Source organism: Streptomyces sp. NPDC093111 (assembly GCF_040683955.1).
GTDB lineage: Bacteria > Actinomycetota > Actinomycetes > Streptomycetales > Streptomycetaceae > Streptomyces.
Genome location: NZ_JBFBNW010000010.1, coordinates 139,666 through 154,337, shown reverse-complemented (window position 1 = coordinate 154,337; position 14,672 = coordinate 139,666). Strand labels below are relative to the sequence as shown.

The window sequence follows — 14,672 nt, the reverse complement described above, 5'->3', positions numbered from 1 at the left end:
CTTACGTCCAGCCAAACGGACATTCCGCACGGCCGTGGGAGGTCAGCGCCGTATTGACGTGATCCTGACGCCCCTCAGTGCTCGATGATCTCGCCGTCGCGGAGCTCCAGCACCCGGTCGGCCAGGCCGAGCAGCTGGGAGTCGTGGGTGGCGACCAGGGCCGTGCAGCCCTCGCTGCGCACGACGGCCCGCAGCAGCTCCATGACCGCGAGGCCGGTCTCGGCGTCGAGCTGCCCGGTCGGCTCGTCGGCGATCAGCAGGGCCGGCCGGTTGGCCAGGGCGCGGGCGATGGCGACGCGCTGCTGCTGTCCGCCGGAGAGCTCCCCGGGGCGCTGGGCCGCGTGGTCGCCGAGCCCCACCAGGGCGAGCAGCAGGGCGACCCGCTCCTCGCGCTCCTTGGGGTCGGCCTTGCGCAGCCGCATCGGGACGCCCACGTTCTCGGCGGCGGTCAGGATCGGTATGAGGCCGAAGGACTGGAAGATGAATCCGATGCTGTCGCGGCGCAGCTCCAGGAGCCCTTCCTCGCCGAGCCCGGCGAGGTCGGTGCCGTCGATGACGATGCGGCCCTCGTCCGCGCTGTCGAGACCGCCGACGAGGTTGAGCAGGGTGGTCTTGCCGGAGCCGGAGCGGCCCTTGAGGGCGACCAGCTCGCCGCGCGGGATGTCGAAGGAGACCCCGCGCAAGGCGTGCACGGCGGCGGCGCCCGTGCCGTACGACCGCTTCAGGTTCTCGATCCGGACCATCGGCGTGCCCGCCGGGTCCTCGATCACGGCCGTGCCGGTCCGCGCGTTGCTCTCACTCACCGTGGTGCCCCCCTCGATCGAACGTGTGCGCCGTCAGTATGGGCCGAGCACGGGGGCGGGGGCCAGGCCTGTGGACAACTACCTGTGGACAACCTCGGGCGAACCGGGCAGGCCGCGGCGGACGGGGGATCAAGACGAGTGGGCCGTGCCTTCCCTTCCCGGCGTGAGCGGGGAAGGGAAGGCACGGCCCACCCATGGCATTCCTGAAAGCTGCCGCCGCTGCGGCAGCTGCGGCAACTTCGGCCGGTCAGCGGATCTCGGAGATCTCCGGGCCGCGCTGCAGCTGGCCCATGCCGCCGGAGAACCGGGAGCCGGCCTGCTCGTCCTGCTGCACGCCGTCCGGCACCATCTGCGCGTCGTTCGGCAGCTTGAGGACGATCGGGTCGCGCGGGGCCATCGGGCCCTCACCGCGGACGACCACGGTGTCCCGGACGATCTGCTCCAGCAGACCGGCGGCCTCGGGCTGCACCGCGCCCTGGCCGGAGATCACGCCGCGCAGGAACCAGCGCGGTCCGTCGACACCCACGAAGCGCACGAGCTGCACGCCGCGGTTGCCGTCCGGGAGCTGTACGGGGACCTGGGCGCGCAGCTCCCAGCCCAGCGGGCCCTCGACCTCGTCGATGACACCGCCCTGCTGGGTGATGCCGCCGGCGATCTCGTCGCGGACCTCGCCCCAGATGCCTTCGTTCTTCGGGGCGGCGAACGCCTGGAGCTGCACGGCGCTGTCGCGCAGGACCACGGTGGCGGCGACGATCGCGTCGCCCGCCACCTCCACGCGCAGCTCCATGCCCTCGACTCCGGGCACGAAGATGCCGCCCAGGTCGACCCGGCCCTCTTCGGGCGTGGTGACCTCGGTGATGTCCCAGGGACCGTCGGGCCGGGGCGCCGGCGGAAGGTTCACCCGGCGCGGCGCGGCCGCGTCCTCGCCGTCCACCGCGTCGACGACCTGCTCGGCCTCGCCCGCTGCGTCCTCAGCGGCACCGCTCTTCTTGCGACGTCCGAACACGTCACTGTCCTTCCCGGTCGGATACGACCGAAGCGTATCGATTCCCACCCGTGGTGCCGTCCACGGCGGCGTGACCGCCGGTGGACCCGAAGCCCCCCTCGGCCCGCGCCGAGCCGGGAAGCTCCGCCACCTCGTGGAAGCGCACCTTCTCGACCTGCTGGACGACCAGTTGGGCAATCCGGTCGAATCGCTCGAACCGCACGCTCTCGCGCGGGTCGAGATTGACCACGATCACTTTGATCTCTCCACGGTACCCGGCATCGACCGTCCCCGGGGCATTCACGAGCGCGACGCCGCAGCGTGCGGCGAGGCCGGAGCGGGGGTGGACGAAGGCGGCGTAGCCGTCGGGCAGCGCGATGGAGACTCCGGTGGGCAGCACGGCCCGCTCGCCCGGGGCCAGCACAGCGGCCTCGGTGGTCACCAGATCGGCTCCGGCGTCGCCGGGGTGCCCGTAGGCCGGGATCGGCACCTCGGGGTCCACACGGCGGATGAGTACGTCGACGGGATTGCGCATCAGGGGTTCACCTCGAAGGCGCGGGCGCGCCGGACCTGGTCGGGGTCGGACATGGCGGCCTGGATCTCCTCCGGGCGGCCGTTGTCGATGAAGTGGTCGACCTTCACCTCGATGAAGAGGGCGTCGGCGCGGACCGCGACGGGGCCCTCGGGGCCGCCGATCCGGCCGACGGCGGTCGAGTAGATCTTGCGGCCGCGCACCGCGGTGACCTCGGCCGCCAGGTGGAGCACGGTGCCGACCGGGACGGGCCGCGCGAAGTCGGTCTCCAGCCGGCCGGTGACCGCGATGACCCGCAGCAGCCAGTTCAGGGAGCCGAGGGTCTCGTCGAGCGCGGTGGCGAGCACGCCGCCGTGCGCGAGACCGGGGGCGCCCTGGTGGTCGGGGGTCACCGTGAACTCGGCCGTGACGGTCACGCCCTCGCCCGCCCGCGCCTCCAGGTGGAGGCCGTGGGGCTGTCCGCCGCCGCAGCCGAAGCACTGCGCGTAGTGCGCGCCGAGCAGCTCGCCGGGGGCGGGCGCGTCCGGGTGGCGTACCGGCGGTATGGCGTCGGCCGGCGGGGTGAGAGCGGCAGATGTTCCAGTCACAGGCGCAGACCTTACCCGCGCGGCCGGGCGCCGGTCGCGCCGTGCCAAGCTGATAGGCATGCAGCCTTCCGCACACTCCCCCGCACCCAGCTTCGACGAGCGCCTCACCGCGCCCCGTTCCTGGTGGGTCATCGTCGCCCTGCTGGGCGTCTCCGGCGGTCTGATCACGTTCCCCCTGGGTACGGTCGCGACGCTCGGCGGTCTGATCGCGGCGGGTGCGCTGGCCGCGGTGGCGGTCTCCTCGTACGGCTCGGCCCGGATCCGGGTGGTGGCCGGCTCGCTGGTCGCGGGGGACGCGCGCATCCCGGTGTCGGCGCTGGGGACGCCCGAGGTCCTGGACGTCGAGGAGGCGCGCGCCTGGCGCACGCACAAGGCGGACCCCCGGGCCTTCATGCTGATGCGCAGCTACGTGGGGACGGCGGTGCGGATCGAGGTCACGGACCCGGCGGACCCGACGCCGTACGTCTACCTGTCCAGCCGTGACCCCGAGGGCCTCGTGGCGGCCCTGGAAGCCGCTCGTGGCGAGGCCGGGGAGGCCGAGGAGGCCCCTGGGGCGCAGGAGCCCCAGGAGGCCTAGAAGTCGATCTCCTTGGGGTTCTCCGGCCGCTCCAGTGGGGGCAGGGCCGGGAGGGCGTCCCAGGGGATCTGTCGGCCGCGCAGGTCCTTGCGGATGTGCGCGGCGAGCTTTCTGGTGTCGCGCCGGTTCATGACGGCGCCGACGGCCGCGCCCACCATGAACGGGGTGAGGTTCGGCAGGTTGCGCACCAGGCGCTTGGTGATCTGCTGGCGCAGTTCGCGCTTGAGCTGCCCGCCGAGTGCCGCGTTGACGGTGGTGGGCTTGGTGGGGTCGATGCCGCGCTCCTCTGCCCAGGAGGTGAGGTAGGCGGTCGAGCGCTGGGTGAGCGTGCCGGGCGGGCGCAGGCCGTAGACCTCGTGCAGCTCGGCGATGAGCTTCAGCTCGATGGCGGCCACGCCGGTGATCTCGGCGGCGAGCTCGGCGGGCATCGCGGGCGGCACCGGCAGCATGGCCGCGGCGCCGATGCCGGCGCCGACGGTGGCGCTGGCGTGGGAGGCGCCGGCGACCAGCTTGTCGGCGATCTCCTCCGGGCCGAGCCCGGGGAAATGTCTGCGCAGCGTCGCCAGGTCCCGGACGGGGACCCGGGGCGCGAGCTCGATGACGCGGTCGGCGAGGTAGCCGACGCCGGCCTTGGCGCCCTGGCCGCCGCGCTTCACACCGCGCCGTACGGCTTCGATGCGGGCGCTGTCCGGCTTGACGCGTTCCAGTCGCAGGCGCGCCGGGTCGGTGACGCGCCGCAGAGCGCCGCGCTTGGCCGCGTCGCCCTGGTCGGGCGGCACGGGGGGCCGGTCGCCCTGGTGCGGCGCCTCCGCTGCTTCGAGCGAGGCCGTGGGGCCTCGCCCGTCGTCACGTGCGCCAGAAATGGGCAGGGGGGCGGAGTGCTCGGCCGAGGAGCCCTGCTGGACGTCCTCCACCGGGCCTGAGCCGCCCCGGTACGCCCCCGGCCTGCCAGGAAGCCGGAGCCGCCGTTTCCAAGACGGTGTGTCGCCTGCCACGGTCGACCGATCTCAGTCGCAGTCGCGGCAGATCGGCTGACCGTTCTTCTCCCGGGCCAGCTGGCTCCGGTGGTGCACGAGGAAGCAGCTCATGCAGGTGAACTCGTCGGCCTGCTTGGGCAGGACCCGGACGGCCAGCTCCTCGTTCGAGAGGTCGGCGCCGGGAAGCTCCAGGCCTTCGGCGGCCTCGAACTCGTCGACGTCGACGGTCGAGGTCGACTTGTCGTTCCGGCGGGCCTTCAGTTCTTCAAGGCTGTCCGAGTCGACGTCGTCGTCGGTCTTGCGTGGGGTGTCGTAATCCGTTGCCATGTCGCTCTCCCCCTCTGGGTGGTTGCGGTGTCTCCAGCGCACGTAACGCGTGAGAGGCCGGACTTGTGCCCGACCCGAGGCGGAGATTTTGCCTCACATCAAGGTCTGTTACTCAATCGACACCCAATCCGCCCTCTCATGAGTGAGCGGCTTTGGGTGGCGAACCGGACCGTACACGGTCCGACGGCCGTCCCTCTCGGGTGCCACCCCGTGTACTTCCCGTCAATCAACCCCCTGGAAACCCGGACTTTTCCGGGTTTTTTGAGGGTATTCGCGATCACGGAGAGTGGAGGTTCGGACACCCACCCCTGTGATCGATCACACAGGATCGTCTCAGGAGTGGGGACCGGAAATTCCGCGCAAAGCGAACAGATCCGGTCGGCTCGTCAAGTGTGTCAGATCGGCAGAGTGACACGCATCACGAGGCCACCGCCCTCGCGGGGCTCCGCGATGATACGGCCGCCGTGGGCGCGCGCGACGGAGCGCGCGATCGACAGGCCGAGACCGACGCCCTTGTCGCTGCCGGTGCGCTCCTGCCGGAGGCGCCGGAATGGCTCGAAAATGTTGTCGATCTCGTACGCGGGGACCACTGGGCCCGTGTTCGTCACCGACAGGACCGCCAGGCCGTTCTGGGTCTCGGTGGTGACGTCCACCCAACCTCCCTCCGGGAGGTTGTACCGGACGCCGTTCTGCACCAGGTTCAGGGCGATCCGCTCCAGCAGGACCCCGTTGCCCTGGACGACCGCCAGGGCGCGCTCGCCCCGGAGCTCCACGCCCTTGGCCACGGCCTCCGCGTGCACCTGGTCGACGGCGCGTGAGGCCACCTCCGCGAGGTCCACGGGCTTGCGCTCGATCATCTGGTTGTCGCTGCGGGCCAGCAGCAGCAGGCCCTCGACCAGCTGCTCGCTGCGCTCGTTGGTGGCCAGCAGCGTCTTGCCGAGCTGCTGGAGCTCCACCGGGGCCTCCGGATCGGAGAGCTGGACCTCCAGCAGGGTGCGGTTGATCGCGAGCGGCGTGCGCAGCTCGTGCGAGGCGTTCGCGACGAAGCGCTGCTGGGCGCTGAAGGCCCGCTCCAGGCGCTCCAGCATCTCGTCGAAGGTGTCCGCGAGCTCCTTCAGCTCGTCGTCCGGGCCGTCCAGCTCGATCCGGCGGGAGAGATCGGATCCGGCCACCTGGCGGGCGGTCCGGGTGATCCGGCCCAGCGGGGAGAGCACCCGGCCCGCCATCGCGAAACCGAACGCGAAGGCGATGATGCTCAGCCCGAGCAGGGCGAAGAGGGAGCGGCGCAGCAGGTCGTCCAGGGCGAGGTCGCTCTGGTGGCGCAGACACATCGTGGCGGCGTTGCTGAGCGTCTCGGTGTTGGACTCCTTGGGCAGCTGGCACCAGTCGGAGGTCGGCGTGATCGTGCCGCTGACCACCTTGAAGGGCAGCTGGGAGGTGCTGTCCCGCAGGGCCTGCGCGGTGAACAGGTAGATGATCGCCAGCAGCAGGATGCCCGCGATCAGGAACATCCCGCCGTACAGCAGCGTGAGTCTTATCCGGATCGTCGGACGCAGCAGCGGCCGGACCGGGTCACGGGGGTCCCAGGTCGGCTTCGGGGGCGCGTTCAGGGGCGCCGGGGTCTGGGCCATCGGCTCAGATCCGGTAGCCGGAGCCGGGGACCGTGACGATGACGGGCGGCTCGCCCAGCTTCCGGCGCAGGGTCATGACGGTGACCCGGACCACGTTGGTGAACGGGTCGGTGTTCTCGTCCCAGGCCTTCTCCAGGAGCTGCTCGGCCGAGACGACGGCTCCCTCGCTCCGCATCAGGACCTCCAGGACGGCGAACTCCTTGGGTGCCAGCTGGACCTCCTTGCCCTCGCGGAAGACCTCGCGGCGGTTGGGGTCCAGCTTGATGCCGGCCCGCTCCAGGACGGGCGGCAGCGGCACGGTGGTGCGGCGGCCCAGGGCCCGCACGCGGGCGGTGAGCTCGGTGAAGGCGAAGGGCTTCGGGAGGTAGTCGTCGGCGCCCAGCTCCAGGCCCTCGACGCGGTCGCTGACGTCGCCGGCGGCGGTGAGCATCAGGACGCGGGTGGGCATGCCGAGCTCGACGATCTTGCGGCACACGTCGTCACCGTGGACGAGCGGGAGGTCCCGGTCGAGCACGACGACGTCGTAGTCGTTGACCCCGACCCGCTCCAGGGCCGCGGCGCCGTCGTACACGACGTCGACGGCCATGGCCTCCCGGCGCAGTCCGGTGGCCACCGCATCGGCGAGCAGCTGCTCGTCCTCGACGACGAGTACACGCACGTCTGTAAGTCCTTTCCTGACGCCCCGTTCCGGACCGCGGACGGGGCGGGTCTGCGCACTGACTGTGCGTGTCCATCCTGCCCCGAACGCGCGTAAACCGGCCGTAAGACGGCGGTCCGGCGCCCCCACGGCGTGGTCCACTCGTGCCCGGTCGGGAAGAATTCACCTGATTCGCGCGCCAGTTGAGGTTTCTGCGCGGAACGCGCTGGGGAGGACGACTGCACACCCCGCGATCACACCCTGTAGGTGGCACGCCACCTACCGCTCTCTGTCCCCCAGAGGTAGCAGTGTGTGGTCCGCCCACCCCCGGCACTCCCCGTGCCACCGACCCACGACGAGGGGGCGCACGATGGACGCTTTCACCGCAGGCCTGCTCCACCGGATCAAGGCCGCTCAGTCCGACCTCACGCGCGCTCGTGAGACGGGCGACGACTTCCTCGCGGACGTCGAGCAGGCCGAGCTGGACGACCTGCACCGCCTGGCCGCCGAACACGGTGTGGAGGTCGGCGCGGCCCGCGCCTGACCCCCCGGACATGGGTGGGCCCCCGGAGCCGTCGGCTCCGGGGGCCCACCCATGTCCGCTGTCGGCGCGGGGCCGCTCAGTCGTGCCAGGCCCCGGCTTCCTCCAGGAATTCCTGCAAGGGCCCGAAGACGCCCTCGGAGGCCGCCAGGACCAGCTCCCCCGACGCGCGCTCACCCGGGCGGCCGCCCGTCAGCGCGCCCGCCTCACGGGCGATGAGGTCGCCCGCGGCCAGGTCCCAGGGGTTGAGGCCGCGCTCGTAGTACGCGTCGAGGCGGCCCGCGGCGACGTCGCAGAGGTCGATCGCCGCGGAGCCGCCGCGGCGGATGTCGCGGACGCGCGGGATGAGCTCCTGGGCGACGTCCGCCTGGCGGGCGCGGCGGGTCTGGACGTACGCGAAGCCGGTGCCCACGAGGGCCTGGTCCAGCTCCGGGGAGGGGCGGACGGCGAGGCGCCGGTCACCCAGCCAGGCGCCGCCGCCGAGGACGGCGTGGAAGGTCTCGCCGCGCAGCGGGACCTCGACGACGCCGACGACGCTCTCCCCGTCGCGCTCGGCGGCGATGGAGACGGCCCAGGTCGGCAGGCCGTAGAGATAGTTCACGGTGCCGTCCAGCGGGTCGATCACCCAGCGGATCCCGCTGGTGCCGGGGCTGGCGGCGCCCTCCTCGCCGAGGAAGCCGTCGTGCGGGCGGTGCTCGGCGAGGAAGCCGGTGATCAGCTTCTCGGCGGCGATGTCCATCTCGGTGACGACGTCGATGGGGCTGGTCTTGGTCTTCGCCACGGTCAGGTCGTCGGGCCGCCCGTCGCGCAGCAGCGCGCCGGCGCGGCGCCCGGCCTCCAGGGCCAGGTCGAGCAGCTCCCGCAGCAGCGGGTCGGTCACGGGGGAAACGTGGGAATCGGGGGAATCGGTCACGGGAGGGCGCTCCTCAGGCGTACGGGCTGTCGGCGCCGGCCGCCGCGGGGCGCTCCGCGCGCGCGGGGCAGCAGCCGATCGGGCAGAGGTCGTGCGAGGGTCCCAGCGCGCCCAGGGCGCAGCGCTCGGCGCGCTGCCCGCGCTCGGCCGCCCCGCGCTCCAGGACGAGCTCGCGCACGGCCGCCGCGAACCGCGGGTCGGCACCGACGGTCGCCGAGCGCCGGACCGGGAGGCCCAGCTCGGCGGCCTTGGCGGTGGCCTCCGTGTCGAGGTCGTAGAGGACCTCCATGTGGTCGGAGACGAAGCCGATGGGCACCATGACGGCCGCGGGAGCCCCGGCCCCGTGCAGCGCCTCCAGGTGCTCGCAGATGTCGGGTTCCAGCCAGGGGATGTGCGGGGCTCCGCTGCGCGACTGGTACACGAGCTCCCAGGGGTGCTCGACGCCGGTCTCCTCGCGGACGGCGTCGACGACCAGCCGGGCCACGTCCAGGTGCTGCTTGACGTAGGCGCCGCCGTCGCCGTGGTCGGTGACGGGGCCCGAGCTGTCGGCGGCGGAGTCGGGGATGGAGTGCGTGGTGAAGGCGAGGTGCGCCCCGGCCCGTACGGACGGGTCGAGCTCGTCGAGCGAGGCGAGCACGCCCTCGACCATGGGGCGGACGAAGCCGGGGTGGTTGAAGTAGTGCCGCAGCTTGTCGACCCGGGGCAGCGGGAGGCCCTCCGCCTCCAGCTCGGCGAGGGAGTCGGCCAGGTTCTCCCGGTACTGGCGGCAGCCGGAGTACGAGGCGTAGGCGCTGGTGGCGAGGACGGCGATGTGGCGCCGGCCGTCGGTGACCATCTCGCGCAGGGTGTCGGTGAGGTACGGCGCCCAGTTCCGGTTGCCCCAGTAGACCGGCAGGTCGAGGCCGGCCTCGTCGAAGTCCGCGCGCAGGGCGTCGAGCAGGGCGCGGTTCTGCTGGTTGATGGGGCTGACGCCGTCGAAGAGGAAGTAGTGCTGCCCCACTTCCTTCAGCCGTTCCTTGGGGATGCCTCGGCCGCGGGTCACGTTCTCCAGGAACGGGACCACGTCGTCCGGGCCCTCCGGGCCACCGAAGGAGAGCAGCAGCAGGGCGTCGTACGGGGCGGGATCGAGCTCGTCGGACATGGCACCGATCCTCCCACCCGCCTCGGACGGCCGAAGTCGCGCCCCGACCGAAAAAGTGGGTGACCGGACCAGTTCAACACCGTAGGCTTTAGCTATTAATTACACGTGTTGCGCCGACACGTGTGGAGTCGCCGCCCCGCACGGAAGCCCGGAGATCCTCTTGCCCAGTCCCTATCGCGCGATCTTCGCGGCCCCCGGCAGCACCTTGTTCTCCATCGCCGGCTTCCTCGGCCGGATGCCGCTGTCCATGATGGGCATCGGCATCGTCACCATGATCTCGCAGGTCACCGGCCGGTACGGGCTCGCCGGCGCGCTGTCCGCGACCCTCGCGGCCTCCGCCGCGGTCCTCGGCCCGCAGATCTCCCGGCTGGTCGACCGCTACGGCCAGCGGCGGGTGCTGCGCCCGGCCACCCTGATCTCGCTCGTGGCCGCCTCCGGGCTGCTGCTCTGCGTCCAGCAGGAGGCCCCGGACTGGACCCTGTTCGTGTTCACCGCGTTCATCGGCTGCGTGCCCAGCCTCGGCGCGATGACCCGGGCCCGGTGGGCGAACATCTACCGCGGCGAGGCGCAGCGGCTCCACACGGCGTACTCCTGGGAGTCGATCGTCGACGAGGTGTGCTTCATCTTCGGCCCGATCATCTCGATCGGTCTGTCGACGATCTGGTTCCCGGAGGCCGGTCCGCTGCTCGCCGGCGCCTTCCTCGCCATCGGCGTCTTCTGGCTCACCGCGCAGCGCGCGACCGAGCCGGCCCCGCATCCCCGCACGGCCCAGAGCGGCGGCTCCGCGCTGCGCTCCCCCGGGCTGCAGGTCCTGACGCTGGCCTTCGTCGCCACCGGAGCGGTCTTCGGCTCGGTCGACGTCGTCACGGTCGCCTTCGCCGACGAGCAGGGCCACAAGGCCGCCGCGAGCCTGGTCCTGGCCGTCTACGCGCTGGGCTCCTGCGTCGCCGGCGCCGTCTTCGGACTGCTCCACCTCAAGGGCGAGCCGTCCGTGCGCTGGCTCGTGGGCGTCTGCGCGATGGCCGTGAGTATGATCCCCCTCCTACTGGCCGGGAACCTGCCGTTGCTGGCCGTGGCGCTCTTTGTCGCGGGCCTCTCCATCGCACCGACGATGGTGACCACCATGGGCCTCGTCGAAGCGCACGTACCGCGCACCCAGCTGACCGAGGGCATGACCTGGACCGGGACCGGCCTCGCGATCGGCGTGGCGCTCGGCTCCTCGGCCGCCGGCTGGGTGGTCGACGCCTCCGGGGCGGAGGCGGGGTACGTGGTGCCCGTCGCCTCGGGTGCGCTCGCGGTCGCGGTGGCGCTCCTGGGCCACCGCCGGCTGCGCAGGCCGGCGCCGACGCGGGAGGGGCAGAGTGGGCGAGAGCACGAACCAGCGGTGGGGGAACAGCGGGACGACGAGCGACACATGGCGTAACTGGGCGGGGAACGTCACCTCCCGTCCGGTACGGGAGGTGAGCCCGGCCTCCGCCGAGGAGCTCGCCGACGCCGTGCGCAAGGCCGCCGAGGACGGGCTGCGGGTGAAGACGGTCGGCACCGGCCACTCCTTCACCGCGATCGCGGCGACGGACGGCGTGCTCGTCCGGCCGCATCTGCTCACCGGGATCCGCCGGATCGACCGCGAGGCGATGACCGTCACCGTGGAGTCCGGCACCCCGCTGAAGCGGCTCAACGTGGCGCTCGCCCGGGAGGGCCTGTCGCTCACCAACATGGGCGACATCATGGAGCAGACGGTCGCCGGGGCCACCTCCACGGGCACCCACGGCACCGGACGCGACTCGGCCTCGATCGCCGCGCAGATCCGCGCCCTCGAACTGGTCACCGCCGACGGGCGCCTGATGGCCTGCTCCCCCACGGAGAACCCCGAGGTCTTCGCCGCCGCCAGGATCGGCCTCGGCGCGCTCGGCGTGGTCACCGCCCTCACCTTCGCCGTCGAGCCGGTCTTCCTGCTCACCGCGCGGGAGGAGCCCATGTCCTTCGACCGGGTGACCTCGGAGTTCGACGCGCTCCACGCGGAGAACGAGCACTTCGAGTTCTACTGGTTCCCCCACACGGACAACTGCAACACCAAGCGCAACAACCGCAGCGCGGGCCCCGCGGCCCCGCCCGGGAAGGTGAGCGGCTGGATCGAGGACGAGCTGCTCTCCAACGGGATCTTCCAGGTCGCCTGCGCGGTCGGCCGCGCCGTACCGCCGCTCGTCCCGTCGATCGCGAAGGTCTCCAGCCGGGCCCTGTCGGCTCGTACGTACACCGACATCCCCTACAAGGTGTTCACCTCGCCGCGCCGGGTGCGCTTCCTGGAGATGGAGTACGCCCTGCCGCGCGAGGCGGCCGTGGCCGCGCTGCGCGAGCTGAAGGCGATGGTGGAGCGTTCGCCGCTGAAGGTGAGCTTCCCGGTGGAGGTGCGGACGGCGCCCGCCGACGACATCGCGCTCTCGACCGCCTCGGGCCGGGAGTCGGCGTACATCGCCGTCCACCTCTACAAGGGGACGCCCCACCGCGCGTACTTCACCGCGGTGGAGCGCATCATGACCGCGCACGGCGGGCGCCCGCACTGGGGCAAGGTGCACACCCGGGACGCCGCCTACTTCGAGAAGGTCTATCCGCGGTTCGCCGAGTTCACGGCGCTGCGCGACCGGCTCGACCCTGAGCGGCGGTTCGCCAACGACTACCTGCGCCGCGTCCTGGGCGACTGACCGTCACTCGGTGGCGCCGGCCGTCGGGGCCTCGGCGGTCGGCGGGGCCGGCGGCGGGGTGGTCGGCGGCGTCGTCGGGGGCGGGGTCGTCTCCCCCTCGGTGGGTCCGGTCGGGTTCGGGGGCGTCGGCGTGGGGGTGGGCGTGGTGTCCGGGGTGACCGGAGCCGACGGGGTGTCACCCGGGGTGGGGGTTCCGCCGCCCTTCTGCTCCTGCCGCCCGTCGCCGTCGGGCGTCGGGGAGGGGGTGACGCCCCGGTCGGACTGCTCCTCCTTCGGGGTGCCGCCGCCGCGCACCACGGAGCTGAAGGTCGTGGTGCCCTTGGTGCCGCTGAGGTCCTGACCCGAGGTCAGCTCGTACGCGGTGATGCCGCCCATCGCGAGGAGGAAGACCGCGGCGGCGCCGGCGGCGGAGCGCTTCCAGCCACGCATCCGGGTGCCGTGCGTGGTGGGCGCGCCGAACTCCTCGTCGTACGGCTCCGCGCCGGGCGCCTCCTGGTGGTGTGGCTCCCCGCCGTACGGCGGGGGCGCCTGCTCCCCCTTCGGCCGGGTCGCGGCCGTCGCGGCGTGCATCTGCTCGCCGGTGCGCTTGAAGAGGTGCTGGAGGAGCGGGCCGCCGCAGGTGGCGATGACGCTGATCACACCGGCGCCGAGGATCGTTCCGTAGACGCCCAGCGTGGACGCCAGTTTGGCGGCGACCACCGCCGCCACGGCACTTCCCGCGACCTGAGGCACGCTCAGGTCGAACCGTTTCTTCTCTTCCGCGGCCTCCGCGCCGGGATCCGGCCTGTGAAGCATGTCCAACCCCTGCTTGTTCATTCGTTCCACCGTGCACCCAGAAGGGACAAATGAACGAAGTGATTAGTTCCGTTTCTGGCGCTTCTGTGAAGAGGGACACGCATGTCCGAAGATCGCGGAGACTCAACTCCCGTACCCCCCGAGAAGTTGGGCGGCGCGCCGGTCCACCCAGGTGGCCCGAATGGAGTACTGTGGCGAACCCTGGGTCCGGATTCCCCCATGGGCGTCCGGAATCGACGGAAGGGGGCCGCAGGTGGCACTCGCACCGACGGCGCCACGGCACCGCACGGACACCCGCGACACAGCGTGACGCTCGGTCACTCTGGGTCGCAAAAGGGTAACCGTGCCATAACGGCGTTCCAGGGTCCAGGCCCGACACGCCGGGCAACTCGGCAGGGTTGTGGCAGGCTGCACCCGGGCAGGCCACACTCGACTAGCGGAAGCAGCGACGCACGTGACGTCGGCAGGCACCACCCGGGAGGTTCCCATGCCCGAACTGCGTGTCGTGGCCGTCTCGAACGACGGCACACGACTGGTGCTGAAGGCTGCTGACAGCACGGAGTACACACTTCCGATCGACGAACGGCTGCGAGCCGCCGTGCGCAACGACCGCGCGCGCCTCGGCCAGATCGAGATCGAGGTGGAGAGCCACCTCCGCCCCCGCGACATCCAGGCACGGATACGTGCGGGTGCGTCCGCGGAGGAGGTCGCACAGCTCGCCGGGATCCCCGTCGACCGGGTCCGGCGCTTCGAGGGCCCGGTGCTCGCCGAACGCGCGTTCATGGCCGAGCGGGCCCGCAAGACCCCCGTACGCCGTCCCGGCGAGAACACCGGCCCCCAGCTCGGCGAGGCGGTGCAGGAGCGGCTGCTGCTGCGCGGCGCCGACAAGGACACCGTGCAGTGGGACTCCTGGCGCCGCGACGACGGCACCTGGGAGGTGCTGCTCGTCTACCGGGTCGCCGGAGAGGTACACACGGCGAGCTGGACGTACGACCCGCCCAGGCGGCTCGTCCAGGCCGTCGACGACGAGGCGCGGGCGCTGATCGGCGAGACCGACGACACCCTCGCCGCCGTGCCGGAGCCCAGCTTCCCCTTCGTCCCTCGGATCGCCCGGCTGCCCCGGGACAGGCCGCTGGACCGCGCGCTCGACCGCCAGCTGGAGCGGACGCCCGTGCCGGCGCCCGAGCCGGAGGAGGAGCGCGATTCCCTGACGAGCCTCCTGGAGGCGGTCCCCAGCTTCCGCGGCGACATGATCGTCCCCGAGCCGGTGGACAGCACCGAGCCCTCCGACGAGGTCGAGGCCGGGGAGCCCCCGGCTCCGGCGGCATCCGCGGGCGCGGGCGCCGCCTACGCCGACGTCCTGATGCCCCGCGCGGTGTCGGGTCACCGCGACCGTCTCACCGGCACCACCGACCGTCAGGCCGAGGCGGACGGCGTCCGCCCGGGCCGCCGCGCCGCGGTCCCGAGCTGGGACGAGATCGTCTTCGGCACGCGCAGGAAGAAGCAGGACTGACGTTTCCCGTA

The 14,672-nt window shown here is 72.3% G+C and carries 16 protein-coding genes; 5 read left to right on the top strand and 11 right to left on the bottom strand.

Annotation, left to right across the window (positions count from 1 at the left end):
* Positions 1–74: 74 nt before the first annotated feature.
* The 4 genes from AB0Q96_RS19235 to AB0Q96_RS19220 form a co-directional block, all read right to left on the bottom strand.
* A complete protein-coding gene (locus tag AB0Q96_RS19235) occupies positions 75–743 on the bottom strand; it encodes an ABC transporter ATP-binding protein (RefSeq protein WP_365327194.1) in 669 nt (222 codons plus the stop codon).
* Between the two features lie 307 nt (positions 744–1,050).
* Positions 1,051–1,809: a DUF3710 domain-containing protein gene (locus AB0Q96_RS19230; protein ID WP_365326902.1), complete on the bottom strand. Its 759-nt coding sequence runs from the start codon at positions 1,807–1,809 to the stop codon at positions 1,051–1,053.
* 1 nt (position 1,810) lies between these two features.
* The gene (gene dut, locus AB0Q96_RS19225) at positions 1,811–2,323 is read right to left on the bottom strand and encodes a dUTP diphosphatase (protein WP_017237679.1); all 513 of its coding nucleotides are present in this window, start codon (positions 2,321–2,323) and stop codon (positions 1,811–1,813) included.
* On the bottom strand, positions 2,323–2,907 hold the full coding sequence (locus AB0Q96_RS19220; RefSeq protein WP_329424985.1) for a PaaI family thioesterase: 585 nt from the start codon (positions 2,905–2,907) through the stop codon (positions 2,323–2,325). The genes dut and AB0Q96_RS19220 overlap by 1 nt, the downstream gene beginning before the upstream one ends.
* Before the next feature lie 58 nt (positions 2,908–2,965).
* Between AB0Q96_RS19220 and AB0Q96_RS19215 the strand changes: the two genes are divergently transcribed.
* Positions 2,966–3,484: a DUF3093 domain-containing protein gene (locus AB0Q96_RS19215; protein ID WP_365326900.1), complete on the top strand. Its 519-nt coding sequence runs from the start codon at positions 2,966–2,968 to the stop codon at positions 3,482–3,484.
* On the opposite strand, the gene AB0Q96_RS19210 is transcribed toward AB0Q96_RS19215, so the two are convergent.
* The 4 genes from AB0Q96_RS19210 to AB0Q96_RS19195 form a co-directional block, all read right to left on the bottom strand.
* Complete coding sequence (locus AB0Q96_RS19210; RefSeq protein ID WP_365326898.1) at positions 3,481–4,479, bottom strand: hypothetical protein; 999 nt, start codon at positions 4,477–4,479, stop codon at positions 3,481–3,483. The genes AB0Q96_RS19215 and AB0Q96_RS19210 overlap by 4 nt on opposite strands.
* A gap of 12 nt (positions 4,480–4,491) precedes the next feature.
* A complete protein-coding gene (locus AB0Q96_RS19205; protein WP_003955561.1) occupies positions 4,492–4,788 on the bottom strand; it encodes a DUF4193 domain-containing protein in 297 nt (98 codons plus the stop codon).
* A gap of 395 nt (positions 4,789–5,183) precedes the next feature.
* On the bottom strand, positions 5,184–6,419 hold the full coding sequence (locus AB0Q96_RS19200) for a HAMP domain-containing sensor histidine kinase (RefSeq protein ID WP_365326896.1): 1,236 nt from the start codon (positions 6,417–6,419) through the stop codon (positions 5,184–5,186).
* A 4-nt stretch (positions 6,420–6,423) separates the two neighbouring features.
* Positions 6,424–7,077, bottom strand: coding sequence for a response regulator transcription factor (locus AB0Q96_RS19195; RefSeq protein ID WP_315893449.1), 654 nt, complete (start codon positions 7,075–7,077; stop codon positions 6,424–6,426).
* 349 nt (positions 7,078–7,426) lie between these two features.
* Here AB0Q96_RS19195 and AB0Q96_RS19190 point away from each other — a divergent pair, with 349 nt between their 5' ends.
* Positions 7,427–7,600, top strand: a complete 174-nt coding sequence (locus AB0Q96_RS19190) for a hypothetical protein (protein WP_365326894.1) — start codon at positions 7,427–7,429, stop codon at positions 7,598–7,600.
* A 76-nt stretch (positions 7,601–7,676) separates the two neighbouring features.
* Here AB0Q96_RS19190 and AB0Q96_RS19185 read toward each other — a convergent pair whose 3' ends face one another.
* Together AB0Q96_RS19185 and AB0Q96_RS19180 are read right to left on the bottom strand one after the other, a co-directional pair.
* Positions 7,677–8,477: an inositol monophosphatase family protein gene (locus tag AB0Q96_RS19185; protein WP_365326892.1), complete on the bottom strand. Its 801-nt coding sequence runs from the start codon at positions 8,475–8,477 to the stop codon at positions 7,677–7,679.
* 46 nt (positions 8,478–8,523) lie between these two features.
* On the bottom strand, positions 8,524–9,651 hold the full coding sequence (locus tag AB0Q96_RS19180) for a ferrochelatase (RefSeq protein ID WP_365326891.1): 1,128 nt from the start codon (positions 9,649–9,651) through the stop codon (positions 8,524–8,526).
* Positions 9,652–9,811: 160 nt separating this feature from the next.
* On the opposite strand from AB0Q96_RS19180, the gene AB0Q96_RS19175 reads away from it, so the two are divergent.
* Both AB0Q96_RS19175 and AB0Q96_RS19170 read left to right on the top strand, forming a co-directional pair.
* Positions 9,812–11,074 (top strand): MFS transporter, encoded by a 1,263-nt coding sequence (locus AB0Q96_RS19175; RefSeq protein WP_365326889.1) that lies wholly within the window; start codon positions 9,812–9,814, stop codon positions 11,072–11,074.
* Positions 11,013–12,353, top strand: coding sequence for a D-arabinono-1,4-lactone oxidase (locus tag AB0Q96_RS19170; protein WP_365326887.1), 1,341 nt, complete (start codon positions 11,013–11,015; stop codon positions 12,351–12,353). The genes AB0Q96_RS19175 and AB0Q96_RS19170 overlap by 62 nt, the downstream gene beginning before the upstream one ends.
* Before the next feature lie 3 nt (positions 12,354–12,356).
* Here the strand turns inward: AB0Q96_RS19170 and AB0Q96_RS19165 are convergent, their stop codons facing one another.
* Complete coding sequence (locus AB0Q96_RS19165) at positions 12,357–13,148, bottom strand: hypothetical protein (RefSeq protein WP_365326885.1); 792 nt, start codon at positions 13,146–13,148, stop codon at positions 12,357–12,359.
* Positions 13,149–13,602: 454 nt separating this feature from the next.
* Between AB0Q96_RS19165 and sepH the strand changes: the two genes are divergently transcribed.
* Positions 13,603–14,661 (top strand): septation protein SepH, encoded by a 1,059-nt coding sequence (sepH, locus tag AB0Q96_RS19160; protein ID WP_365326883.1) that lies wholly within the window; start codon positions 13,603–13,605, stop codon positions 14,659–14,661.
* Positions 14,662–14,672 lie beyond the last annotated feature (11 nt).